Annotated in this window: 22 protein-coding genes; 14 read left to right on the top strand and 8 right to left on the bottom strand. The window is 57.2% G+C overall.

The annotated features are described in order from the left end of the window. Window positions 1–14: 14 nt before the first annotated feature. Both fruK and fruB read right to left on the bottom strand, forming a co-directional pair. Window positions 15–953, bottom strand: a complete 939-nt coding sequence (gene fruK / locus G7090_RS15605; RefSeq protein WP_039031046.1) for a 1-phosphofructokinase — start codon at window positions 951–953, stop codon at window positions 15–17. Further along, entirely contained in the window at window positions 953–2,083 is a 1,131-nt protein-coding gene (fruB, locus tag G7090_RS15610) for a fused PTS fructose transporter subunit IIA/HPr protein (protein WP_166183003.1), read from the bottom strand. The genes fruK and fruB overlap by 1 nt, the downstream gene beginning before the upstream one ends. 357 nt (window positions 2,084–2,440) lie before the next feature. Here fruB and setB point away from each other — a divergent pair, with 357 nt between their 5' ends. Next, window positions 2,441–3,622: a sugar efflux transporter SetB gene (gene setB / locus G7090_RS15615; RefSeq protein ID WP_166183004.1), complete on the top strand. Its 1,182-nt coding sequence runs from the start codon at window positions 2,441–2,443 to the stop codon at window positions 3,620–3,622. Here setB and G7090_RS15620 read toward each other — a convergent pair. Beyond that, window positions 3,619–3,873, bottom strand: a complete 255-nt coding sequence (locus G7090_RS15620; RefSeq protein WP_166183005.1) for a YkgJ family cysteine cluster protein — start codon at window positions 3,871–3,873, stop codon at window positions 3,619–3,621. The genes setB and G7090_RS15620 overlap by 4 nt on opposite strands. A 163-nt stretch (window positions 3,874–4,036) precedes the next feature. Between G7090_RS15620 and yeiP the strand changes: the two genes are divergently transcribed. Further along, window positions 4,037–4,609, top strand: a complete 573-nt coding sequence (yeiP, locus tag G7090_RS15625; RefSeq protein ID WP_014884579.1) for an elongation factor P-like protein YeiP — start codon at window positions 4,037–4,039, stop codon at window positions 4,607–4,609. Between the two features lie 122 nt (window positions 4,610–4,731). Here yeiP and uxuA read toward each other — a convergent pair whose 3' ends face one another. Beyond that, window positions 4,732–5,922, bottom strand: a complete 1,191-nt coding sequence (uxuA, locus tag G7090_RS15630; protein WP_106995366.1) for a mannonate dehydratase — start codon at window positions 5,920–5,922, stop codon at window positions 4,732–4,734. A 205-nt stretch (window positions 5,923–6,127) separates the two neighbouring features. On the opposite strand from uxuA, the gene G7090_RS15635 reads away from it, so the two are divergent. The 9 genes from G7090_RS15635 (at window position 6,128) to yejF (ending at window position 17,775) form a co-directional block, all read left to right on the top strand. Beyond that, window positions 6,128–7,594 (top strand): mannitol dehydrogenase family protein, encoded by a 1,467-nt coding sequence (locus G7090_RS15635; RefSeq protein ID WP_166183006.1) that lies wholly within the window; start codon window positions 6,128–6,130, stop codon window positions 7,592–7,594. A gap of 121 nt (window positions 7,595–7,715) precedes the next feature. After that, the gene (locus tag G7090_RS15640; protein ID WP_166183007.1) at window positions 7,716–8,702 is read left to right on the top strand and encodes a GTP-binding protein; all 987 of its coding nucleotides are present in this window, start codon (window positions 7,716–7,718) and stop codon (window positions 8,700–8,702) included. A 32-nt stretch (window positions 8,703–8,734) separates the two neighbouring features. Next, window positions 8,735–9,439 carry a phosphatase PAP2 family protein gene (locus tag G7090_RS15645; RefSeq protein WP_166183008.1) on the top strand — a complete coding sequence of 235 codons (705 nt, stop codon included), beginning with the start codon at window positions 8,735–8,737 and terminating at the stop codon, window positions 9,437–9,439. Between the two features lie 427 nt (window positions 9,440–9,866). Then, window positions 9,867–10,436, top strand: coding sequence for a bifunctional murein DD-endopeptidase/murein LD-carboxypeptidase (gene mepS / locus G7090_RS15650; RefSeq protein ID WP_106995370.1), 570 nt, complete (start codon window positions 9,867–9,869; stop codon window positions 10,434–10,436). 181 nt (window positions 10,437–10,617) lie between these two features. Beyond that, window positions 10,618–12,174 carry a cyclic di-GMP phosphodiesterase gene (locus G7090_RS15655; RefSeq protein WP_166183009.1) on the top strand — a complete coding sequence of 519 codons (1,557 nt, stop codon included), beginning with the start codon at window positions 10,618–10,620 and terminating at the stop codon, window positions 12,172–12,174. Window positions 12,175–12,249: 75 nt separating this feature from the next. Then, complete coding sequence (locus G7090_RS15660) at window positions 12,250–14,055, top strand: extracellular solute-binding protein (RefSeq protein ID WP_166183010.1); 1,806 nt, start codon at window positions 12,250–12,252, stop codon at window positions 14,053–14,055. 9 nt (window positions 14,056–14,064) lie between these two features. Beyond that, window positions 14,065–15,159, top strand: coding sequence for a microcin C ABC transporter permease YejB (locus G7090_RS15665; protein WP_166183011.1), 1,095 nt, complete (start codon window positions 14,065–14,067; stop codon window positions 15,157–15,159). Further along, window positions 15,159–16,184: an ABC transporter permease gene (locus G7090_RS15670; protein ID WP_166183012.1), complete on the top strand. Its 1,026-nt coding sequence runs from the start codon at window positions 15,159–15,161 to the stop codon at window positions 16,182–16,184. The genes G7090_RS15665 and G7090_RS15670 overlap by 1 nt, the downstream gene beginning before the upstream one ends. 1 nt (window position 16,185) lies before the next feature. Beyond that, entirely contained in the window at window positions 16,186–17,775 is a 1,590-nt protein-coding gene (gene yejF, locus G7090_RS15675) for a microcin C ABC transporter ATP-binding protein YejF (RefSeq protein WP_166183013.1), read from the top strand. A 3-nt stretch (window positions 17,776–17,778) separates the two neighbouring features. Here yejF and G7090_RS15680 read toward each other — a convergent pair whose 3' ends face one another. From G7090_RS15680 to rsuA, 3 genes are all read right to left on the bottom strand, one after another. Next, window positions 17,779–18,123 (bottom strand): YejG family protein, encoded by a 345-nt coding sequence (locus G7090_RS15680; RefSeq protein ID WP_106995376.1) that lies wholly within the window; start codon window positions 18,121–18,123, stop codon window positions 17,779–17,781. 333 nt (window positions 18,124–18,456) lie between these two features. Next, window positions 18,457–19,653, bottom strand: coding sequence for a Bcr/CflA family multidrug efflux MFS transporter (locus G7090_RS15685; protein WP_166183014.1), 1,197 nt, complete (start codon window positions 19,651–19,653; stop codon window positions 18,457–18,459). A 15-nt stretch (window positions 19,654–19,668) separates the two neighbouring features. After that, on the bottom strand, window positions 19,669–20,376 hold the full coding sequence (gene rsuA / locus G7090_RS15690; RefSeq protein WP_106995378.1) for a 16S rRNA pseudouridine(516) synthase RsuA: 708 nt from the start codon (window positions 20,374–20,376) through the stop codon (window positions 19,669–19,671). A 151-nt stretch (window positions 20,377–20,527) separates the two neighbouring features. Between rsuA and G7090_RS15695 the strand changes: the two genes are divergently transcribed. Further along, window positions 20,528–22,288 carry a DEAD/DEAH box helicase gene (locus G7090_RS15695; RefSeq protein ID WP_166183015.1) on the top strand — a complete coding sequence of 587 codons (1,761 nt, stop codon included), beginning with the start codon at window positions 20,528–20,530 and terminating at the stop codon, window positions 22,286–22,288. A 126-nt stretch (window positions 22,289–22,414) separates the two neighbouring features. Further along, a complete protein-coding gene (gene rplY / locus G7090_RS15700; protein ID WP_106995380.1) occupies window positions 22,415–22,699 on the top strand; it encodes a 50S ribosomal protein L25 in 285 nt (94 codons plus the stop codon). 51 nt (window positions 22,700–22,750) lie between these two features. Here the strand turns inward: rplY and yejK are convergent, their stop codons facing one another. Then, window positions 22,751–23,758, bottom strand: a complete 1,008-nt coding sequence (gene yejK / locus G7090_RS15705) for a nucleoid-associated protein YejK (RefSeq protein ID WP_106995381.1) — start codon at window positions 23,756–23,758, stop codon at window positions 22,751–22,753. A gap of 134 nt (window positions 23,759–23,892) precedes the next feature. On the opposite strand from yejK, the gene G7090_RS15710 reads away from it, so the two are divergent. Continuing rightward, window positions 23,893–24,120, top strand: coding sequence for a YejL family protein (locus G7090_RS15710; RefSeq protein WP_032612681.1), 228 nt, complete (start codon window positions 23,893–23,895; stop codon window positions 24,118–24,120). The last annotated feature ends 9 nt before the right edge of the window (window positions 24,121–24,129 follow it).

Here is a 24,129-nt window from a genome sequence, read left to right on the forward strand (position 1 = left end):
TGCCTCTCCTGCTGTCAGTTAAAAGGTTTCAAGTCAACGCGCGCCATCATCGCGGCTAACTGGGTACGATCGGTGATCCCGACATTGCTCTGGCTGACTGCCAAAGCAGCAACGGCGGTGGCAAGACGTAACGTGTGTTCACTGGATTCACGCATCAACAGGCCGTAAATCAACCCGCCCACCATCGAATCGCCGGCACCCACGGTGCTGACCACTTCCATCGACGGCGGTTTGGCGATCCACTCGCCGGACGCGTTAACCCACAGCGCGCCCTCGGCACCCAGGGAGATCACCACATGAGCGATACCCTGCTCACGTAAGGCATGGGCGGCTTCAATCACGTCTTTTAATTCTGGCAGCTTACGGCCGGCCCAGATCTCAAGTTCGCGACGATTCGGTTTCACCAGCCACGGCGCGGCTTTCAGACCGGCTACCAGCGCATCGCGGCTGCTGTCAAAGATGATGCACGGACACTGGCTGCGCAGGCGCGTCATCCAGTCAGTGAACGCTTCCGGGCTGACGCCGGACGGCAGGCTGCCGCTGACGCAGACCATGTCGAACTGGCCCAGCCAGGTGAGAGAGTCATTGACGAAACGCTCCCAGTCGGCCTGGGTGACTTCGAAACCGGAGAAGTTCAGGTCGGTTACTTCGCCATCTTTCTCGGTCATTTTCACGTTGATGCGGGTACGGCCCTGCACCACCTGAAAACGGTTGGCGATCCCCAGCTCGCTGAACAGCTGCTGGAAACCATCCTGGTTATCTTTGCCAAGGAAGCCGCCGACGGTGACGTCGATCCCGAGATCCTTCAGCACTTTCGCAACGTTAATCCCTTTACCTGCCGCATGCAGGCCAGTGGTACGCACGAGGTTCACTTCGCCGCGTTCAATTTCCGGGCAAAAGCCCACGAGGTCGTAAGCCGGGTTCAGCGTAATGGTGGCAACACGTCTGCTCATTATGCGCCCTCCCCCAGACCGGCCGCGATGGCCTCGCCAATCGCTTTCAGCGCCTGTTCAGCATCCGCACCCTGCGCGGTGAAACGCAGGCGATGGCCTTTCTTCACGCCCAGTGCGACAACCTTCATCAGGCTGCGACCGTTGGCCGGTTTCCCGCTGCCGTCGAGGTTGGTAACGGTAACGTCGCTGTTGAACTGCTTAATGGTATTGACCAGCATGGTGCCCGGACGCGCGTGCAGACCATGTTCGTTACGCACTACAAACTCGGCGCTCAGCAGTTCATCGGTATTCACATCGTCGCTGGTCAGCAGCGCCAGCAGGGTTGCGGCATCGGCTTTCAGCAGTTGTTCAGCTTTTTTGTTCAGCAGCAGGTCGCTCAGGCGCTTCAGCACCTCAACCGGCTGGTCATCAGCCATCGCCACGGTAACCAGCATAGCGGCACTTTCACCGGCAGTATCGAACGGCGTGGCCGCACGGCTGACGGCGATAGCGCTGCGCAGGTTGCCTTCAGCACAGTCATTCAGCCAGACGCCCTGACCGAGGTTCAGCGGCTTATCGTTAATAGCGTGAGCCACAAAGGCGGTATCCACGGCACCGGCCTCTTTCAGGCGACCGGCGTTGAGCGCCTGCAGGGTCACCAGATCGGATGCCACTACGTCGAGGGTCAGCATGTCGTTATCCAGCTTCAGGGCTTCGCTCTGTTTTTCACCCATCAGCAAGGCGCGCAGCTCTTCAGCGGTAGTGGCGGATTTCAGCTGTTCAGCCACCGAGTCATCGCTCAGGACGTGCGTCAGCTGACGCAGCAGGCCGAGGTGTTCATCACTGCTGGCGGCAATCCCGATGGCGACATACGCCACCTGGCCTTCGCCCCAGAGCACGCCCTGCGGGAACTGATAAACCTGAACGCCGGTTTTCAGCACCTGATCGCGGGTATCGGTGGTGCCGTGTGGAATGGCGATGCCATTGCCAAGGAAGGTTGAGGTCTGTTGTTCGCGAGCGAGCATGCCGTCAACGTAGCCATTGGCGACGTTGCCCGCCTGCACCAGCGCGGCGGCGATCTGCCGGATAGCCTCTTCTTTAGTACCGGCCTGTTCGCCGGGATGAATGTCCTGTACGGATAACTGGAACATGGTTCTCCACTCCTGCTGAAATTGAATCGTTTCAGCTTAAATGTGAAAAAAGGCGCCAATCCGTTTAGGTTAGGTAAACCAATTAGCGCTGAAACGTTTCAAGAAGTCTTGCGCTTTACGCGTTACCTTGCAAGTAATGGCTGATTTCAGCATGCAAAATTTAGAGTTACAGCACATTTTTGCTTCAGATTCACGCTTCCGACACCGAGTCACCGCTCGGTTTCAGCAACTTCAGCAAGCGCAGCGACAGGATGAAATACCTTTTTGATTTTTTGTGGGGTAAGGGGTGTGGATATCTGTCTATTTTCTGACAAGCGGCGTACACTCCGCCTCTCTTCATATCACTGATACAGAAACATGCACACGACCCCCGCCGCTGCCTCTCCGAAGTCATTTGATTTGACCTCATCGGCATTTCTCATTGTTGCCTTTCTCACCGGGATTGCCGGGGCGTTACAAACCCCGACCCTGAGCCTGTTCCTCACCAACGAGGTGCATGTCCGTCCGGCCATGGTCGGCTTCTTCTTTACCGGGAGTGCCATCATCGGCATCCTGGTCAGCCAGTTTCTGGCCGGACGTTCGGACAAGAAAGGCGACCGCAAATCGCTGATCGTCTTTTGCTGCCTGATGGGCGTTTTCGCCTGCCTGCTGTTTGCCTGGAACCGTAACTATTTCGTGCTGCTGTTTGTCGGCGTCTTTCTCAGCAGCTTTGGCTCTACCGCTAATCCGCAGCTGTTCGCCTTAGCCCGGGAGCATGCCGACCATACCGGCCGCGAGGCGGTGATGTTCAGCTCGATCCTGCGTGCCCAGGTATCACTGGCATGGGTGGTCGGGCCGCCGCTGGCTTACGCCCTGGCGATGGGGTTTGGTTTCACGGCGATGTATCTCAGCGCCGCGGTGGCGTTTGTGGTCTGTGGGGCGATGGTGTGGTTTTTCCTGCCGACGATGCGCAAAGAGCCGAAGCTGGCCACCGGGGTGCTGGAATCCCCCCGCCGTAACCGGCGCGACGCCCTGCTGCTGTTTACGGTTTGCACTTTAATGTGGGGCACCAACAGCCTGTACATCATCAATATGCCGCTGTTTATTATTAATGAGCTGCATCTGTCCGAGAAGCTGGCCGGGGTGATGATGGGCACGGCCGCCGGACTGGAGATCCCGACGATGTTGATTGCAGGCTACTATGCTAAACGCTTCGGTAAGCGCTTCCTGATGCGCGTTGCCGCCGTTGCGGGTCTGCTGTTTTACGTCGGGATGCTGAGCGCTCACTCACCGGTGGTGCTGCTGGGATTACAGCTGCTGAACGCCATCTATATTGGCATTCTCGCCGGGATCGGCATGCTCTACTTCCAGGATCTGATGCCGGGCCAGGCGGGTGCCGCCACGACGCTCTACACCAATACCACCCGCGTGGGCTGGATTATCGCAGGCTCGGTGGCCGGGGTAGTGGCCGAGATCTGGAGCTATCATGCGGTGTTCTGGATTGCGCTGGGAATGTGCATCCTCACCACGCTCTGCCTGACGCGCATCAAGGATATTTAAGGCGCGGTGAGCGCCTCGAGTTCGAGCAGCCAGGTCATGGCCTGCCCGCGCGAGGTGCTGCACATCTCAGGCGACGGCTGGAGCCCGGCACAGACTTTCGGCCGCAAGCTCGAGCCGAAGATTTTGCAGCGCTGCTGCGCGTCCAGCTGGACGCAGGGGGTGTTAGCAGGCTTGCCGTTGGGCATCCCGGGAATAGGACTTGAGATGGAGGGGGCGGTGCAACATGCTCCGCAGTCCGGACGGCAATCCATAAACGTACTTTACCTGAAAGAAAGCCGCTCCCGCGGGCGTGACGCGCACAGTAACACCTTTTGCGTATTGATAGCAAAAGCCACGAAATCCACTTGCCTGAAATGCCGCGCGCGAGTACTTTGACGCGATATTTTTGACCTTCCCGTGAACAGGATTACTGCAATGCCAAGAGCGAACGAAATTAAGAAAGGTATGGTGCTGAATTACAACGGCAAGCTGCTGATTGTGAAAGACATCGATATTCAGGCACCAAGCGCCCGTGGCGCAGCAACGCTGTACAAAATGCGTTTTGCTGATGTGCGTACCGGTCTGAAAGTTGAAGAGCGTTTCAAAGGCGACGATATCGTGGATACCGTTACTCTGACCCGTCGCTATGTCGATTTCTCCTACGTTGACGGCAACGAATACGTATTTATGGATAAAGAAGATTACACCCCGTACATCTTCACCAAAGATCAGATTGAAGAAGAGCTGCTGTTTATCCCGGAAGGCGGAATGCCGGATATGCAGGTTCTGACCTGGGATGGCGTGCTGCTGGCACTGGAACTGCCGCAGACCGTCGATCTGGAGATCGTGGAAACCGCACCAGGCATCAAAGGTGCCTCCGCTTCCGCACGTAACAAACCAGCAACCCTGACCACCGGTCTGGTGGTGCAGGTGCCGGAATACCTCTCCGCAGGCGAGAAGATCCGCATCCATATCGAAGAAAAACGCTATATGGGTCGTGCTGACTAATGTGGTCATTGCCCGGTGGCGCTGCGCTTACCGGGCCTACAAAAAAACCGGCCATTGAGCCGGTTTTTTTATTCGTGCTGTTGTAGGCCGGGTAAGGCAAAGCCGCCACCCGGCAACTGAACCTACAGAAGTTCTGGATACTTCGTCATCTTCAGCGCCAGCTCCACGCCGCGCACCTCGGCCATCCCCTTCAGACGCCCAATCGCCGAGTAACCCGGGTTGGTTTTCTTACGCAGATCGTCCAGCATCTGATGCCCGTGATCCGGACGGAATGGAATAGGACGCAGATCGCCTGCCTGCTTACGGCGCTGCTCCTCACGCAGAATCGCATCGACTACCGCCACCATGTTCACGTCGCCGCCAAGGTGCGCCGCTTCGTGGAAGGTTTTCGGGTTATCTTCCCGGCAGGTGGCCCGCAGGTGGGTGAAGTGGATCCGGTCGCCAAAGGTTTCAATCATCTGCACCAGGTCATTATCGGCACGCACGCCGTAGGAGCCGGTACACATGGTGAAGCCGTTGTTGATGCTGTCCACCGTCTCTTTCAGCCACTGCATGTCCTCAATAGTGGAGACAATACGCGGCAGGCCGAGGATCGGACGCGGAGGATCGTCCGGGTGGATCGCCAGACGTACGCCCGCCTCTTCCGCTACCGGCACGATAGCGCGCAGGAAGACGGCCATGTTTTCCCGCAGCTGGGCTTTGTCGATGTTGCCATACTCCGCCAGACGCGCGCGGAACTGGTCGAGGGTGTAGCCCTCTTCCGCACCCGGCAGGCCGGCGATAATGTTACGGGTCAGTTTTTCAATATCGGCATCGCTGGCATTGTCGAACCACACCTGAGCCTGCTGCTGCTCTTCGGCGGTGTAATCTGCCGCCGCGCCGTCGCGCTTCAGGATGTGCAGCTCGAAGGCGGCAAAGGCGATCTGGTCAAAACGCAGCGCTTTTGAGCCGTCCGGCAGTTCATATTCCAGGTCGGTACGCGTCCAGTCGAGGATTGGCATAAAGTTGTAGCACACGGTATCAATCCCGCAGGCCGCCAGGTTGCGGATGCTCTGCTGGTAGTTGGCAATCCAGGTCTGGTAGTCGCCGGAGTGGGTTTTGATCTCTTCATGAACCGGGATACTTTCCACCACCGACCAGGTCAGTCCTTTCTCTGCCAGCAGCGCCTGACGCGCTTTGATCTCCTCCACCGGCCATACCTGACCGTTGGGAATATGGTGCAGTGCGGTGACGACGCCCGTTGCGCCAGCCTGACGCACATCATCAAGAGAAACCGGGTCTTTCGGCCCGTACCAACGCCAGGTTTGTTCCATTGATTCACCCTCTAAAGTTGTTATACCAATATTATCTACCGAGATGACGACTACCATACATGCCTGACCAGACAGGTCAATGCGTCTCGCTATATTGATTGATCCATCTCACAGTTCCCGGATAATTACGGCTCACCAATTCAATTTGCTGTCATATAACTTTACACTGGCATTGTTAATTAATGGTTAATCAGGTGTTTATTTCATGAAGACAATTGCCTCCACCGCGCTACCCGCTCACGTGTTACAGCCGCAGTACGATCGCCAGGCATTACGCTCCCGTATCGTCCATTTCGGCTTTGGTGCCTTTCATCGCGCGCATCAGGCGCTCCTGACCGATCGGGTGCTCAACGCCAACGGCGGCGACTGGGGGATATGTGAGATTAGCCTGTTTAGCGGCGATACGCTGATGAGCCAGCTGCGCGCGCAGGATCACCTGTTTACGGTGCTGGAAAAAGGCGCTGAGGGTAATCAGCCGATTATCGTCGGGGCGGTCCATGAATGCCTGAACGCTAAGCTTGATTCGCTGGCGGCCATTATCGAGAAATTTTGCGAGCCGCAGGTGGCGATTGTCTCGCTGACTATCACCGAAAAGGGTTACTGCATAGATCCGGCCACCGGCAAGCTCGATACCCGCAATGAACGAATTATTCACGATCTTGACCATCCCGATGCGCCGCACTCCGCGCCGGGGATCCTCGTCGAAGCCCTCCATCGCCGTCGCGAGCGCGGTCTGACCCCGTTCAGCGTGCTCTCCTGCGATAACATCCCCGATAACGGCCACGTGGTGAAAAACGCGGTGCTGGGGATGGCCCATAAGCGTTCCCCGGAACTGGCAGAGTGGATCGCCGCCAACGTCAGCTTCCCCGGCACCATGGTGGACAGGATCGTACCCGCCGCCACCGACGACTCGCTGGCCGAAATCGCCCGTGAAGTGGGGGTTGAAGATCCGTGCGCTATCAGCTGTGAGCCCTTTATCCAGTGGGTGATCGAGGACAATTTCGTCGCCGGTCGTCCGGAGTGGGAAGTGGCTGGCGTGCAGATGGTGCAGGACGTCCTGCCGTGGGAGCAGATGAAGCTGCGCATGCTCAACGGCAGCCATTCGTTCCTGGCTTATCTCGGCTATCTGGCCGGTTTCGCCCATATCAACGACTGCATGGCGGACAGCGCCCTGCGTGACGCCGCCCGTCGCCTGATGCTTGAAGAACAGGCTCCGACGCTGCGCATTACCGGGGTGGATTTGACCGCCTACGCCGACAGCCTGATTGACCGCTTCGCCAACCCGGCGCTGCAGCACCGCACCTGGCAGATTGCGATGGACGGTAGCCAGAAGCTGCCGCAGCGGATGCTGGAGAGTATTCGCCTCCACCGCCAGCGCGATACCGCCTGGCCGCTGCTGGCCCTCGGGGTTGCGGGCTGGATGCGTTACGTCAGTGGCGTGGATGATGCGGGTAATGCCATTGATGTCCGCGATCCGCTGAGCGATAAAATTCGCGCCATTGTTGAGACCAGCAGCGAAGAGGAGCGCGTCACCGCCCTGCTGGCGCTGAGTGAAATCTTTGGCACCGACCTGCCGCAGGATCCGCAGTTTGTGGAGGCCGTGAGCGCAGCTTACCAGCGCATCCGCCAGTCGGGCGCGCGCCAGGCCATTATCGATACGCTCCAGGGTTAACCGGTGCGTTTCAGGCGAGCGGGAAGCCTCCCGTTCGCCCTCCCCCTTTCCAGATCTGTTCTTTTGCGGCAGGATTACTGATAATTGTTATAGCATTACATTTATCATCCCTGGAGCACCTGTGACTAAAACCAATCTCATTACTGGCTTTCTCGGCAGCGGGAAAACCACGTCGATACTGCACCTGCTGGCGAATAAAGATCCCGGTGAAAAATGGGCCGTGCTGGTCAATGAATTTGGCGAGATCGGCATTGATGGCGCCCTGCTGGCCGATAACGGGGCGCTGGTGAAGGAGATCCCGGGGGGATGTATGTGCTGCGTGAACGGCCTGCCGATGCAGGTGGGGCTGAACACCCTGCTGCGTCAGGGCAAGCCCGACCGGCTGCTGATTGAACCCACCGGGCTGGGCCATCCGAAGCAGATCCTCGACCTGCTGACCGCCCCGGTCTATGAGCCGTGGATCGATTTGCGCGCCACCCTGTGCCTGCTCGACCCGCGTCAGCTGCTGGACGAAAAATATGTCCAGAACGAGAATTTCCGCGATCAGCTTGCCGCCGCCGACATCATCATTGCCAATAAAGAGGATCGCGCTACCGCGGAAAGCCGTGCCGCGCTGGATATCTGGTGGCAGCACTTCGGCGGTGAACGTCAGCTCTCGCACACCACCCAGGGGAATATCGATAATGCCCTGCTTGATCTGCCGCGGCGTAATCTGCAGGCTTTGCCTGCCAGCGCTGCCCATGCCCACAGCCACGGCGAAAAACAGGGTCTGGCCGCGTTGAGCCTGCCTGCTCACCAGCGCTGGCGTCGCAGCCTGAACAGCGGCCAGGGGCATCAGGCCTGCGGCTGGGTGTTCGATGCCGACACCTGCTTCGACACCATCGGTTTGCTGGAGTGGGTCCGGCTGGCACCGGTCGACCGCGTGAAGGGGGTGATGCGTATTCCCGAGGGGCTGTTACAGGTCAATCGCCAGGGGGCCGATTTTCACATCGAAACCCAGGGTGTCACGCCGCCGGATAGCCGAATAGAGTTAATTAGTGCGGTTAACACCGACTGGAACGCCCTACAGTCGAGCTTGTTGAAGCTTCGTTTAGGTTCGGGCGACTAACGTTGCCTGTTTTGACAGCTCAGGGCATGATGATGAAAACCCGACTACTTCCCATTTTATTGCTCAACCTCGCTGGCCTGGCGCTCTTTTTATCCTGGTATCTGCCGGTCAACCACGGTTTCTGGTTCCCGCTGGACAGCGGGATATTTCACTTCTTTAACCAGAAACTGGCAGAGAGTCGCGCCTTCCTGTGGCTGGTGGCGATCACCAATAACCGGGCCTTTGACGCCTGCTCCCTGCTGGCGATGGGCTACCTGATGCTGACCTTCTGGCGCAACGAGAGTGCTGCCGGGCGGCGGCGTATTCTGATGATCGGCCTGGTGATGCTGCTGACGGCAGTGGTCCTGAACCAGCTGGCGCAGGCTCTTATTCCGGTGAAACGCTCGAGTCCGACGCTATTTTTCCCGGATATCTACCGCGTCAGTGAATTGCTGCATATTTCGACAAAAGACGCCTCGAAGGACAGTTTCCCGGGCGATCATGGCATGATGCTGCTTATTTTCACCGCCTTTATGTGGCGCTATTTTGGTCATAAGACTTTCGCATTAGCCCTGATTATTTTTATGGTTTTCTCTTTCCCGCGGGTAATGATTGGCGCGCACTGGTTCAGCGATATTGCCGTCGGATCCCTTTCAGTGGCGTTGATTGGGCTTCCATGGTGTCTGATGACCCCCTTAAGCGATCGCTTAATAGGCTTATTTGATCGCTATCTGCCCCGGGTAATTCAACAATCTTAAAACAAATTTCTAACCAAAATTAATAGTTTCAGTCAGGGATTATCACCGATCCCTGATTGATTATCTTCCTCCATCCTTCCCCGCTGTCATCTTCCTGTAATAGTAATAACGTTAGAAATTAATGCGTTGTTCAATACTTAACCTAAATTAAGTCACCCTGTTGCTTTGCCGGTTGCTCACTTTCGGTATCACATTTTCTTATAAAAAAAAGGATATTTTTTCTCGCAATGACCGTCCCGATCGGGTACTCTCAGACTCGTTTTACCTCAGCGCTGCAATTATTATCGTTGTAAATAAATTTGTGCGATTCGCCACAGATTTGACCATAAAGAATTGTCTGATAGTGCGCAGGTATTTAGTCTCGTCTCGCTTGGCATTTTTTTATAACGATATTTGTCGTTAAGGACTTCAAGGGATAATAAACAACATGGTCAAATCTCAACCGATCTTGAGATACTTCTCACGGGTGATCCCGGCGATTGCAGTAGCGGTTCTGCTTTCAGCTTGTAGCGCATCGAATACCGCAAAGAATATGCATCCTGAGACGCGTGTTGTGGGGTCGGAAGACGCCTCTTCACTGCAAGCTTCTCAGGATGAATTTGAAAAAATGGTCAGCAATCTGGATATTAAATCCCGATTAATGGACCAGTATGCTAGCTGGAAGGGCGTGCGCTATCGCCTGGGCGGCGATACACGTAAAGGGATTGATTGTTCCGGTTTCGTACAACGTACTTTCCGCGAGCAGTTTGGTTTAGAACTTCCGCGTTCGACCTATCAACAACAGGAAATGGGCAAATCGATCTCGCGTAGCAGCTTACGCACCGGCGATTTAGTGCTGTTCCGTGCGGGTTCTACCGGCCGTCATGTCGGCATCTATATTGGTAACGACCAGTTTGTCCACGCGTCCACCAGCAGTGGTGTGACGATCTCCAGTATGAACGAACCGTACTGGAAAAAGCGCTACAATGAAGCGCGCCGTGTACTGACTCGCAGTTAACCGCCTGTGCTGTCCGTTTCCCTTGACTGACAGCATGGTAAAAAAGCACTGCTTATGCAGTGCTTTTTTTTTGTACCTCAACATGGAAATCAGGTCTGGCCGTTCCAGGCTATAGTCTGATAGTTGCGTGAGTTTAGCCGTCATGATAACGCGGGCGGCACATCAGGATCCGATAACATTTATGTTTACCCGCCATTTATCAACCCGTCGAAGAGTGCTGATGCTCAGCGTGCTTGTCGGTCTTATTGTCGCCCTGCTCTGCGGCGGTATGCAGTTTTTTTTCAGTTATCACAAACGGGAAGTGAAATACGATAATCTGATTACCGACCTCCATGACTACATGGCCGATTATTTTAAAGAGCTGCGCATCTCAGTTGATGAATTGCAGCCGCTGACCTTAAGCCAGTGTCACGAAGTCAGCGCCGAACTAACCTCCCGCGCCGCATTCAGCCTTAACGTCCGGGCCTTCCTGCTGGTAAAAGATAAAATCGCCTTCTGCTCGTCAGCAACCGGGCCATTGCATGTGCCCCTCAGCGAGCTGGTGCCGGATATCGACATCAATAAAGAGGTCGATATGGTCCTGCTGCCCGGTACGCCAATGATGCCGAAAAAACCGGCCATTGTGTTATGGCACCGAAATCCGCTGCTGGATAAAGGCGGGGTATTTACCTCTATTAATCTCAACCTGACCCCCTATCTGTTATATACCGCCCGCCAGGATGAATTTGCCGGTATTGCCCTTATTATCGGCAAGACCGCTTTTTCGACCTATTCAAACCAGTTAATCCCTGTTTCGGACCTGAAGGAATACCCTGCGCGCGCCAGCCAGATTGAGGGGCTGCCGCTCACCATTCATCTGTACGCCGAAACCTGGACGCTGGCCGATCTGCAATTTGCGCTGCTGTTTGGGCTGATGTGCGGCTCCAGCATTGGGGTGCTCTGTTTCTACGGGCTGATGAACCGCGCCAATCCGCGGAAAGAGATCCTCACCGCCATTAAACAGAACCAGTTTCACGTGGTCTATCAGCCGGTCGTGGATGCGGCTACTCTGCAGCCGGGCGGCGTGGAGGTGCTGATGCGCTGGCACCATCCCGGCGCCGGGGAGATCCCGCCTGATGCCTTTATTAGCTTTGCGGAAGCGCAGAAATTAATTGTGCCGCTGACGCTGCATCTCTTTGACCTGATCCTGCGCGACGCCCCGGCGCTGAAAAAATGCCTCCCGCCGGGTTCCAAGCTGGGGATTAATATCTCGCCGGGCCATCTGCATGCCGACAGCTTCAAGGACGATATGCGCAAATTCGCCGCCTCGCTGCCACCGGATCATTTCCAGATTGTTCTCGAAATTACCGAGCGCGATATGCTGAATCAGCGGGAAGCGACGAAGCTGTTTGAGTGGCTGCATCTGGAAGGGTTTGAAATCGCGGTAGATGACTTTGGGACCGGGCACAGCGCCCTGATCTACCTTGAGCGTTTCACCATGGACTATCTCAAAATCGACCGGGGCTTCGTCAACGCCATCGGCATGGAGACCGTCACCTCCCCGGTGCTGGACACGGTGCTGACCCTCGCCCGGCGGCTGAATATGGTGACCATCGCCGAAGGTGTCGAGACCCCCGAGCAGGCGAAATGGCTGCGCGATCACGGCGTCAATCTGCTACAGGGCTACTGGATCAGCCGCCCGATGCGCCTGGAGCAGCTTATGACCTGGAAACCGGATGTAGATCCCGACAGCGAATAATTTCCCAACCACCGCTACGTCACTTATTATTCAGGTATCCGGCCCGGCCAGAGTGTAAGAGGAAAACGTAGCGGAATGATTGTGCGCATAATAGTGCTGCTGATGGCGATGATGAGTGGGCTCAGCCAGGCGCAAACCATCAAAGAGAGCTACGCGTTCGCGGTGATTGGCGAGCCGAAATATGCCATCAACTTCGATCATTACGATTACGTCAACCCCGCTGCGCCGAAAGGGGGCAGCGTCACCCTGGCGGCCATTGGTACCTTCGACAACTTCAACCGCTACGCCCTGCGCGGCGTGGCGGCCGAGCGCACCGACGCCCTCTACGATACCCTCTTCACCACCTCTGACGATGAGCCCGGCAGCTACTATCCGCTGGTGGCAGAGCAGGCACGCTACGCCGATGATTTTTCGTGGATGGAGCTGACCATCAATCCGCTGGCGCGCTTTCATGACGGCACGCCGGTGAGAGCCAGCGACGTGGCCTTTACCTTCCATAAATTTATGACCGAAGGGGTACCGCAGTTCCGGCTGGTCTATAAAGGGGCCACGGTGACGGCCATCGCCCCGCTGACGGTGCGCATTACGCTGACCAAACCCAATAAAGAGGACATGCTGAGCCTGCTGACCTTGCCGGTGATGCCTGAAAAATTCTGGAAAGATCACAAGCTCAGCGATCCGCTCGCCACCCCACCGCTGGCTGGCGGGCCGTACCGCATCACCCGCTGGCGGATGGGCCAGTATCTGATCTACTCCAGGGTGAAGGATTACTGGGCGGCCAACCTGCCGGTGAACCGGGGCCGCTGGAATTTTGACACTCTGCGCTACGACTACTATCTGGACGATAACGTGGCCTTCGAAGCCTTTAAAGCGGGTGCCTTTGATATGCGGGTAGAGAGCAGCGCCAAAAACTGGGCCACGCGCTACATCGGGAAAAACTTTGAGCGTGGCTTTATCGTGAAAGAGGCGCTGAAAAACGACTCCGCTCAGGATACGCGCTGGCTGGCGTTTAATATTCAGCGCCCGGTATTCAGCGATCGCCGTGTTCGCCAGGCCATTACCCTCGCCTTTGATTTTGAGTGGATGAACAAGGCGCTGTTTTATGGCGCCTACAGCCGGGTTAACAGCTATTTCCAGAATACAGAGTACGCGGCAAAGGACTACCCGGATGCCGCGGAACTGACTCTTCTCGCCCCGCTGAAAAGCGCGATCCCCGCCGAGGTGTTTACCACCATCTTCCAGCCGCCGGTCTCAAAGGGCGATGGCTACGATCGTAATAACCTGCTGAAAGCCAGTCAGCTGCTGGACGAGGCTGGCTGGGAGATCAAAAATAAGCGGCGGGTCAACAAGCAAACCGGCAAACCGCTGAGCTTTGAGCTGCTGCTGCCCTCGGGCGGTAATAACCAGTGGGTGCTACCGTTCCAGCACAACCTTGAACGGCTGGGTATTACCATGAACATCCGCCAGGTGGATAATTCGCAAGCCACCAACCGCATGCGCAACCGTGATTACGATATGATGCCGCGCCTGTGGCGGGCGATGCCCTGGCCCGGGACTGACCTGCAGATCTCCTGGTCCTCGGAATACATTGATTCAACCTATAATGCGCCGGGGGTGAAAAACCCGGCCATCGACGCCCTGATTGCGCAAATCGTTGCCGCACAGGGCGATAAAGAGAAGCTGCTGCCCCTCGGGCGGGCGCTGGATCGGGTCCTGACCTGGAACTATTACATGCTGCCAATGTGGTTTATGGCCCAGGACCGGGTAGCCCGCTGGGATAAATTCGCCCTGCCGGCCCAGCGCCCGGTCTATGCGCTCGGGTTTGAAAACTGGTGGTATGACGTTAACAAAGCGGCGAAATTACCCGCCGAGCGGCGTTAAGGATACGCAATGGGCGCTTATTTACTTCGTCGTTTACTGCTGATAATCCCCACCCTGTGGGCGATTATCACCATCAACTTTTTTATCGTGCAGATCGCCCCGGGCGGCCCGGTGGATCAGGCGATTGCCGCCATCGAGTTCGGCAACAGCGGGTCGATGCCCGGCGGGGGCGATGAAGGGATGCGCGCCAGCCACCCCCGCACCGGGGTGGGCAATATCAATGAGAGCCACTATCGCGGCGGGCGCGGCCTCGATCCGGAGGTAATCGCCGAGATCACCCAGCGCTACGGCTTTGATAAACCGATCCACGAACGCTACTTCAAAATGCTGGGGGACTATCTGCGCTTTGATTTTGGCGACAGCCTGTTCCGTAGCGCCTCGGTGCTGCATCTGATCAAAGAGAGCCTGCCGGTGTCCATCACCCTGGGGCTGTGGGGGACCCTGATTATCTACCTGGTCTCGATCCCGCTCGGCATCCGCAAAGCGATGTATAACGGCAGTCGGTTCGATATCTGGAGCAGCACCTTCATTATTATTGGCTATGCGATCCCGGCGTTCCTCTTTGCCGTGCTGCTGATCGTCTTTTTTGCCGGGGGGAGTTATTTCGACCTCTTCCCGCTGCGCGGGCTGGTGTCGACCGATTTTAGCACTCTGCCGTGGTACAAGAAGATCACCGACTATCTGTGGCACATCACCCTGCCGGTGCTGGCGACGGTGATCGGCGGCTTTGCGGCCCTGACCATGTTGACCAAAAACGCCTTCCTCGACGAGATCCGCAAGCAGTACGTGGTCACCGCCCGCGCCAAAGGGGTGAGCGAGCGAGGCATCCTGTGGAAACATATTTTTCGTAACGCCATGCTGCTGGTGATCGCCGGCTTCCCGGCCACCTTTATCAGCATGTTCTTTACCGGCTCCCTGCTCATTGAGGTGATGTTCTCCCTCAACGGTCTGGGGCTGCTCGGCTACGAGGCCACCGTCTCGCGGGATTATCCGGTGATGTTTGGCACGCTCTATATTTTCACCCTGATTGGCCTGCTGCTGAATATCCTCAGCGATATCTGCTATACGCTGGTCGATCCACGCATTGATTTTGAGGGTCGCTGATGCCGCGCTTAAGCCCCATCAACCAGGCCCGCTGGGCTCGCTTTCGGGCCAATCGCCGCGGCTACTGGTCACTGTGGATTTTCGCCCTGTTTTTCGTCCTCAGCCTGTGCTCAGAGCTGATTGCCAACGACAAGCCGTTGCTGGTGCACTTTAACGATCGCTGGTACGTCCCGGTGGTGAAAACGTACAGCGAAAGCGACTTCGGTGGCCCCTTCGCCACCGCGGCGGATTATCAGGACCCGTGGTTACAGACGCAGCTCAACGACCACGGCTGGGTGCTCTGGACACCGGTCCGCTTTGGTGCCACCAGCATTAACTTTGCCACCACCACCCCGTTCCCGTCTCCGCCTTCGGCGCAAAACTGGCTGGGTACCGATGCCAACGGCGGGGACGTGCTGGCGCGCATTCTCTACGGGACGCGGATCTCGATTCTGTTTGGCCTGCTGCTGACCCTGTTTTCCAGCGTGATGGGGGTGCTGGCCGGGGCGATTCAGGGCTATTACGGCGGCAAAATTGACCTCTGGGGGCAGCGATTTATCGAAGTCTGGTCCGGCATGCCGACGCTGTTCCTGATCATTCTGCTCTCCAGCGTGGTGCAGCCCAACTTCTGGTGGCTGCTGGCGATCACGGTACTCTTTGGCTGGATGGCGCTGGTGGGCGTGGTGCGGGCCGAGTTCCTGCGCACCCGTAACTTCGACTACATCCGCGCCGCCCAGGCATTGGGGGTAAGCGATCGCGGGATCATTTTCCGCCACATGCTGCCGAACGCCATGGTGGCCACCCTGACCTTCCTGCCGTTTATTCTGTGCAGCTCCATCACCACCCTCACCTCGCTCGATTTCCTCGGCTTTGGCCTGCCGCTGGGGTCGCCGTCGCTGGGCGAGCTGCTGTTACAGGGCAAAAACAACCTGCAGGCGCCGTGGCTCGGGATTGCCGGTTTTCTCTCCGTCGCCGTGCTGCTCTCATTGCTGATTTTTATTGGCGAAGCGGTCCGCGATGCCTTTGATCCGAATAAGGCGGTGTAAGATGACCCAGCCTCTGCTTCACATTGACGCCCTCTCCATTGCCTTTCGCCAGCAGGGTGAGCTGCGCACCGTGGTGAATGATATTTCCCTGCAAATCGATGCCGGGGAGACGCTGGCGCTGGTGGGGGAATCGGGTTCCGGGAAGAGCGTCACCGCCCTCTCCGTGCTGCGCCTGCTCCCCGCCCCGCCGGTGGTCTATCCGCAGAGCGATATCCTGTTTCACGGTCAGTCACTGCTGCATGCTGACGAGCGCACCCTGCGCGGGGTGCGGGGCAACAAGATCGCCATGATTTTCCAGGAGCCGATGGTGTCGCTGAACCCGCTGCATACCCTCGAAAAACAGCTCTACGAGGTGCTCTCCCTGCATCGTGGGATGCGTAAGGAGGCGGCCCGCGGAGAGATGCTCGACTGCCTCGAGCGCACCGGGATCCGCAACGCCGCCAAACGGCTGGCGGATTTTCCGCATCAGCTCTCGGGGGGTGAACGCCAGCGGGTAATGATTGCCATGGCGCTGCTGACCCGCCCGGAATTGTTGATCGCCGATGAACCCACCACCGCCCTGGATGTTACGGTGCAGGCGCAGATCCTCCAGCTGTTACGCGAGCTGCGCGACGAGCTGAACATGAGCCTGCTGTTTATCACCCACAACCTCAGCATCGTGAAAAAGCTGGCCGACCGGGTGGCGGTGATGCAGAGCGGCCGCTGCGTGGAGCAGAACCGGGCCGCGACGCTGTTAGCTGCCCCGCAGCATTCCTACACCCAGCGGCTGCTCAACAGCGAACCTGACGGGGATCCCGTTCCGCTGCCGGATACGGCACAACCGCTGCTGAGCGTAAAAGATCTCTCCGTGGCGTTTCCGGTGCGCAAAGGCCTTCTGCGCCGGGTGGTGGATAATAAGCAGGTGCTGAACAACGTCAGCTTCACGCTGCGCCCCGGAGAAACCCTGGGGCTGGTGGGCGAGTCCGGCTCCGGGAAGAGTACGACCGGGCTGGCGCTGCTGCGCCTGATCGCCTCAAAAGGGGAAATTATGTTTGACGGCCAGCCGCTGCACCGCTGGGATCGCCGACAGATGTTGCCCGTCCGCCACCGGATACAGGTGGTGTTTCAGGATCCGAACTCCTCCCTGAATCCGCGTCTCAACGTACAGCAAATTATTGAGGAGGGGCTACGGGTGCATCAGCCTGACCTCAGCGCGCAGGCGCGTGAAGAGGAGGTCATTCGGGTGATGAGCGAAGTGGGGCTGGATCCGCAGACCCGGCATCGTTATCCGGCAGCCTTTTCCGGCGGCCAGCGCCAGCGCATCGCCATTGCCCGCGCGCTGATCCTGCGCCCGGAGCTGATTATTCTGGATGAACCGACCTCATCGCTGGATAAAACCGTGCAGGCGCAAATCCTGGCCTTGCTGAAAAATCTGCAGGAGAAGCACCGGCTGGCCTATATCTTTATCAGCCACGATCTCCAGGTGGTACGCGCGCTGTGTCATCAGGTGATTGTGTTACGGCAGGGAGAGGTGGTCGAGCAAGGGGAGTGTCAGCGCGTGTTTGCCGCGCCGACGCAGGAGTATACGCGTCAGCTGTTAGCGTTACGCTGACGCTCAGACAGGAGCCTGACCTGCTACGGATTCGGCGATCGCCACCCCGAAGTTTTTCAGGCGGCAGGTCGCCGCGAACTCATCCTGGCTTTTCACGAACAGGCACGGCTCGCCTTCGCACTCCAGGACCGAGCTGTAAAGCTCAATATCGGTCAGGGCCTGACTCAGTTTTTCCATCACCGGCCATGCGTTGCCCTCTTCCGGGCCCAGCAGCTTGAGCGCCACCAGACAGTTGTCACCGTTCGCGGCATTTTGCGGAATCGGTTCAACCTTCGAGCCTGCAAAACCCGCCGACCAGCGATAGCTTTGCGGCAAGCGATGAATAATGGAGAGCTGTAATGTATTCACGTCTGTTCCCCGGAAGCACAATATACTTCACAATCTATTTACATTTATAGTAACACATCATTAAACACTTGCTCTGTTTTGAGTAAGAAAACGCTTACACCCAGTTCCTGCGGGCTCTGGCGTCTTATTTATCAGGGCTTTTAGTCAGTGTTTCAGATCGATAGCGGCGCTATATGTACCCGTTTCTGTGATCTAACACAACCTTTTTAGGTACAAAGCTGTGACTATTTACACAAATATATTTTACATAAAAGAAACAAACATGGCCTCAGAGAAACCGGTTTTGATTGACCCGAATCAAAAAAGGGCCCCATCGGGACCCTTTCTTGTGCGTTATTTCACCGCTTTTCGGGGCCGACTGGCGTAGAGGCAAAACAGAATTGAGCCGGTGGCGCACAACGCAATTGACCAGAGCATCGGCCAGGCGCTGGTAAAGGTCGCGAGCGACAGCAGCGCCCCAACAATGGCGCCAATGCCGAAGCGGAAAGTGCCCGCCAGGGAGGAGGCGGTCCCGGCCATATGCGGGAACTCGTCGAGGATCACCGCCATCGCGTTAGACGACACCATCGAGATACAGCCGACAAACGCCGCGATCCCCACCACCAGCGTCCAGAAGCCGACGTCGAAGAAGGCAGTCACCACCATCCACACCGCCATCACGAACTGGATCCACAGTCCGATGCGGAACATGTTCAGCGCCCCCACCTTGCGGACGAAGCGGCTGTTAATCATGGTCAGCACAAAGATGAACACCACGTTCAGCGCAAAGTAGTAGCCAAAATGCTGCGGGGAGACGTGGTTAAGCTCGATGTAGACAAACGGCCCGGCGCTGAGGAAGGAGAACATCCCGGCAAAGCTGAAGCCGCTGGCCAGCATATAGCTCAGAACGCGCTTATGGCGAAACAGTGAGGCAAAGTTACCGAGAGTGGTGCGGATATGAAACTTCTGCCGATGCTCAGCGGGCAGGGTTTCCTTAATAAAGAAGAAGATCATCGCCGAGGCCAGCAGGGCCGCCAGCGCCAGGATCCAGAAAATCGCGTGCCAGCTGAACCACACCAGCACCGCGCCCCCGACCATCGGGGCTACCAGCGGCGCAACGGTGGTGACCAGCATGACGAATGACATCATGCGGGAGAACTCTTCTTTCGGGTAGATATCACGCATCAGGGCGTTGATCACCACGCTGGCCGCCGCGGCTGCCAGGCCGTGGAAGAAACGCATCACAATCAGGTGATCGATGGACTGCGCCATCGCACAGGCCGCTGCGGCAGCGGCAAACACCAGCGTCCCGCCCAGCACCACCGGTTTGCGGCCCAGGCTGTCGGCCATCGGCCCGTACAGCAGCTGGCCGAGGGCAAAGCCGAGGATATAGGTGCTGAGGGTCATTTGTGCGCTACCCGCCGGGACGCCAAATTGCTCAGCGATCACCGGCAGCGCGGGCAGATACATGTCGATGGACAGCGGCATCAGCATGGCCAGCAGGCCAAGGATAAAGACAATGCTGAACGACGATTGTGGCCTGGTGGTCACAGTTAACTCCTGAAATTAGCGGGAAGAGAGGCCAACGCTGGCAATTTCTTCTTCCGTCAACGGGCGGTATTCGCCTGGCGCAAGGTCCGGGTCGAGAGCGATCTCGCCGATCCGTTCGCGATGCAGACCGACAACGTGGTTACCCACGGCAGCAAACATGCGTTTTACCTGATGGTAGCGCCCTTCGCTGATGGTCAGACGCACTTCGGTAGGGGTGATCACTTCCAGCACCGCGGGCTTAGTCAGATCTTTTTCATTATGCAGTTGGACGCCATGGGCGAATTGTTCTGCCGTGCTGTCGCTCACCGGCGATTCGAGGTTCACCAGATAGGTCTTCTCGCACTGGTGGCGCGGCGAGGTAATACGGTGCGACCATTGACCATCATCGGTCATCAGCACCAGGCCGGTGGTGTCGATATCCAGACGTCCGGCGGCGTGCAGCTTGTGTGCCACAGGCTCATCCAGGAAGTAGAGCACGGTCGGATGATCGGGATCGTCAGTCGAGCAGACATAGCCTTGCGGCTTATTGAGCATGAAGTAACGCGGGCCGTTCTGCTGGGTCAGCGAATTGCCTTCATATTCCACCTGATGCTCAGGCTGGAGTTTGAACGCGCTGTCTCGCACAATATCGTCATCCACAGTAACGTGGCTGCCGCGAATCAGACGCGCAGCAATAGCGCGGCTTACGCCGAGTTGCTGAGCGATAAACTTATCAAGTCGCATGAAATAATTTTAGCCTTAAAGGTGCCAGGAGCCGGACGAGGCGCCCGGAAAAGAAGCAGTTAACAACAGCTCAGTATAACGGGCTCTGTTCGCCACTCAAGGGAAAAAGTTTCGTGGCATACTATATGCGGGATAACAAAGCTGAGTAACCATGACCTTTACACTTCGCCCCTATCAACAGGAAGCCGTGGACGCCACCCTCGCCCACTTTCGTCAGCATAAAGAACCGGCCGCCATCGTCCTGCCCACCGGGGCGGGCAAAAGCCTGGTGATCGCCGAGCTGGCGCGCCTGGCACGCGGGCGCGTGCTGGTGCTGGCGCACGTCAAAGAGCTGGTGGCGCAGAACCATGCCAAGTATCTGGCGCTGGGCCTCGAGGCCGATATTTTTGCCGCCGGGTTACAGCGCAAAGAGAGCCACGGCAAAGTGGTATTTGGCAGCGTGCAGTCGGTGGCGCGCAATCTGGACAAGTTTCAGAGCGAGTTCTCGCTGCTGATCGTGGATGAGTGCCATCGCATCAGCGATGACGACGACAGCCAGTATCAGCAGATCCTGGCCCACCTGAAGAGCGTGAACCCTCACATCCGTCTGCTGGGGCTTACCGCCACCCCGTTCCGCCTCGGTAAAGGCTGGATCTACCGCTTTCATTATCACGGCATGGTGCGCGGCAATGAAAAGGCGCTGTTCCGCGACTGCATTTACGAGCTGCCCCTGCGCTACATGATTAAACATGGCTACCTGACGCCGCCGGAGCGGCTGGACATGCCGGTAGTGCAGTATGATTTCAGCCGGCTGCAGGTGCAGAGCAACGGCCTGTTCAGCGAGGCGGATCTCAACCACGAGCTGAAAAAGCAGGATCGTATTACCCCGCACATCATCAGCCAGATAATGGAGTTTGCCGCCGAACGCAAAGGGGTGATGATTTTTGCCGCCACCGTGGAGCACGCCCGGGAAATCACCGGCCTGCTGCCCCCCAGCGAAGCGCGGCTTATCACCGGCGAAACGCCGGGCAACGAGCGCGATCGACTGATTGACGATTTTAAAGCGCAGCAGTTCCGCTACCTGGTCAATGTGTCAGTGCTCACTACCGGCTTTGACGCCCCGCACGTGGATCTGATCGCCATTCTGCGTCCGACTGAATCGGTCAGCCTCTATCAGCAGATTGTCGGCCGCGGCCTGCGTTTAGCCCCCGGCAAAACCGACTGCCTGATTCTGGATTACGCCGGGAACCCACACGACCTGTACGCCCCGGAAGTGGGTGCGCCAAAGGGGAAAAGTGACAACGTCCCCGTGCAGGTATTTTGTCCCGACTGCGGGTTTGCCAACACCTTCTGGGGCAAAACCACCGCCGATGGCACCCTGATTGAACACTTTGGCCGCCGCTGTCAGGGCTGGTTTGAAGATGACGAGGGCCATCGCGAGCAGTGCGACTACCGCTTCCGCTTTAAAAACTGTCCGCAGTGCAATGCCGAAAACGACATTGCCGCCCGCCGCTGTCGCGCCTGCGATACGGTGCTGGTCGATCCCGACGATATGCTGAAAGCGGCCCTGAAGCTGAAGGACGCGCTGGTGCTGCGCTGCAGCGGGATGGTGCTGGCCCACGGCGCGGATGAGAAAGGCGAATGGCTGAAAATTACCTATTACGATGAGGATGGCGCTGATGTGAGTGAGCGCTTCCGTCTGCAGACGCCCGCCCAGCGTACCGCCTTTGAGCAGCTGTTTATCCGCCCGCATACCCGCACGCCGGGTGTGCCGCTGCGCTGGATAACCGCGGCGGACATCGTCCATCAACAGCCGCTGCTGCGCCACCCTGACTTCGTGGTGGCGCGGAAAAAAGGGCAGTTCTGGCAGGTGCGTGAAAAGGTTTTTGATTATGAAGGTCGCTACCGCCGGGCCAATGAATTACGGGGATAAAGGGACTTTTCATTGATGTGCGGGTCATTTGAGTATAAAATGCCGCCCGCTTCACATCCGTGAGGCTGAACACTTACCTGCTGCTGGGTCGCCTGTAGCAGGAATAATATGTACAGAGAGAAATCAATGTTAACTATCAATGTAGAAGCACGTAAAGAGCAGGGCAAGGGTGCGAGCCGCCGCCTGCGCGTAGCAAACAAATTCCCTGCCATCATCTATGGCGGCGAAGCTGCTCCGATCGCAATCGAACTGGACCACGACAAAGTGTGGAACCTGCAGGACAAGCCTGGTTTTTACGGCGAAGTTCTGACCCTGGTTGTTGACGGTAAAGAAGAAAAAGTGAAGGTTCAGGCTGTTCAGCGTCACCCGTTCAAGCCAAAACTGTCTCACATCGACTTCGTTCGCGCGTAATCGCTAACGTATCGAGAAAAAACCCCGCATTGCGGGGTTTTTTTATGGCTGTTATTTACCGCCGGAAGTGCGACGCTGCAGCTGATCGCGCAGGTTTGGCGGGGTGCCTTTAATGGTCAGCGTGTCGGTCGCCGGATCCCAGAAAATGCGCTCGCCCAGCAGCATGGCATCGAAGTTAATGGTTAACCCACCGCCGCTACCGGCAAATTTGGTGAGCTGACGCAGGGTGCTGCGATCCGCCGGGAAGCTCTCTTCCAGCTCATAGCCTTTCTCTGCCGTAAAGTCCTGGAAACTCACTTCGCTGACGCCGGCCAGCTCTTTAGAGAGGGATTCCAGCTCGATCTCCTCTCCCGCCTGCAGCTGCTCGTTGCAGTAGGCGTATACCTGCTGACGCACGTTCTGGCGCTCGGATTTGTCCAGCTCGGCCTCCGCGGTGAAGTCATCCACCGCCTGCAGCAGGCCTTTGTTCTGTGCTTTGGCGTTCAGGCCTTCGCTGGCACCGAGGAAATCCATAAAGAAGTCGGCCACCTTGCGCCCTACCCGCCCTTTCAGGAAGGTCAGATAGCGGGTCGATTCCGGATTGGTTTCCCATTCGGTCAAATCGATACGCGCCACGATATCCGCGTGGTTGATATCCAGATAGTGGGTAGAGCTGATATCCAGCTGCTCATTGACGCGCATGCTGCTTAAGTTGTTCAGCACCGCTACCAGCAGGTACTCCACCGCCAGGTAACGATAGTGGCAGAACAGGACGATCCCACCGTCGGCAAACGGGTACTTTGCCAGTTCATCGCGCAGACGGCCGGTAGCGGCCCGGCTGAAGGCGAGGAAATCCTCTTCGCCCTGACGCTGCAGGCGCAGGGTCTGCGCCAGTTCACTCTCTTCGCTGAACAGGCCATAGGCTTTGTTTTTGGCACTGTACACCCGGTGCAGCTCCGCGATCATGTCAACCGCGGTAGGGGTAGGTTCCAGTAACGAATCGCGCAGCACCAGCTCAAGGGTTTGCTCATCACGCTTGATAAGCTGGTGCAGGGCAATCTGGTTGATATCCAGACTCATGATAAACTCTCCTTTTAGACCGGGCCGTATTCAACCACCCGCCAGACATGTATGCAACCGAAGATAAAAAAGGGGAAAAAAAGCTGTTGCTACGGTAATATGTTGCCCTTTCCTCTACAAACAGATTTCGATTTATGCCACAACTCTCCCGCTACAGTGATGAACACGTTGAACAAATGCTCAGTGAGCTGCTCAACGTACTGGAAAAACATAAGGCGCCAACCGACCTTTCCCTGATGGTTCTGGGCAATATGGTGACTAACCTTATCAATACCAGCGTTGCGCCGGCCCAGCGCCAGGCGATCGCGAAATCTTTCGCTCAGGCCTTACAGTCCTCGGTTAACGACGACCAGGCGCACTAAGGGAAACGA

Origin of the sequence: Leclercia sp. 29361 (genome assembly GCF_011290365.1) — a bacterium.
Classification (GTDB): Bacteria; Pseudomonadota; Gammaproteobacteria; order Enterobacterales; family Enterobacteriaceae; genus Enterobacter; species Enterobacter tamurae.

Bases quoted from the DNA above. Each gene is read 5' to 3' on its own strand.
- fruK (WP_039031046.1), bottom strand. From the start codon at position 953: ATGAGCAGACGTGTTGCCACCATTACGCTGAACCCGGCTTACGACCTC.
- fruB (WP_166183003.1), bottom strand. From the start codon at position 2,083: ATGTTCCAGTTATCCGTACAGGACATTCATCCCGGCGAACAGGCCGGT.
- setB (WP_166183004.1), top strand. From the start codon at position 2,441: ATGCACACGACCCCCGCCGCTGCCTCTCCGAAGTCATTTGATTTGACC.
- G7090_RS15620 (WP_166183005.1), bottom strand. From the start codon at position 3,873: ATGGATTGCCGTCCGGACTGCGGAGCATGTTGCACCGCCCCCTCCATC.
- yeiP (WP_014884579.1), top strand. From the start codon at position 4,037: ATGCCAAGAGCGAACGAAATTAAGAAAGGTATGGTGCTGAATTACAAC.
- uxuA (WP_106995366.1), bottom strand. From the start codon at position 5,922: ATGGAACAAACCTGGCGTTGGTACGGGCCGAAAGACCCGGTTTCTCTT.
- G7090_RS15635 (WP_166183006.1), top strand. From the start codon at position 6,128: ATGAAGACAATTGCCTCCACCGCGCTACCCGCTCACGTGTTACAGCCG.
- G7090_RS15645 (WP_166183008.1), top strand. From the start codon at position 8,735: ATGAAAACCCGACTACTTCCCATTTTATTGCTCAACCTCGCTGGCCTG.
- mepS (WP_106995370.1), top strand. From the start codon at position 9,867: ATGGTCAAATCTCAACCGATCTTGAGATACTTCTCACGGGTGATCCCG.
- G7090_RS15655 (WP_166183009.1), top strand. From the start codon at position 10,618: ATGTTTACCCGCCATTTATCAACCCGTCGAAGAGTGCTGATGCTCAGC.
- G7090_RS15660 (WP_166183010.1), top strand. From the start codon at position 12,250: ATGATTGTGCGCATAATAGTGCTGCTGATGGCGATGATGAGTGGGCTC.
- G7090_RS15665 (WP_166183011.1), top strand. From the start codon at position 14,065: ATGGGCGCTTATTTACTTCGTCGTTTACTGCTGATAATCCCCACCCTG.
- G7090_RS15670 (WP_166183012.1), top strand. From the start codon at position 15,159: ATGCCGCGCTTAAGCCCCATCAACCAGGCCCGCTGGGCTCGCTTTCGG.
- yejF (WP_166183013.1), top strand. From the start codon at position 16,186: ATGACCCAGCCTCTGCTTCACATTGACGCCCTCTCCATTGCCTTTCGC.
- rsuA (WP_106995378.1), bottom strand. From the start codon at position 20,376: ATGCGACTTGATAAGTTTATCGCTCAGCAACTCGGCGTAAGCCGCGCT.
- G7090_RS15695 (WP_166183015.1), top strand. From the start codon at position 20,528: ATGACCTTTACACTTCGCCCCTATCAACAGGAAGCCGTGGACGCCACC.
- rplY (WP_106995380.1), top strand. From the start codon at position 22,415: ATGTTAACTATCAATGTAGAAGCACGTAAAGAGCAGGGCAAGGGTGCG.
- yejK (WP_106995381.1), bottom strand. From the start codon at position 23,758: ATGAGTCTGGATATCAACCAGATTGCCCTGCACCAGCTTATCAAGCGT.
- G7090_RS15710 (WP_032612681.1), top strand. From the start codon at position 23,893: ATGCCACAACTCTCCCGCTACAGTGATGAACACGTTGAACAAATGCTC.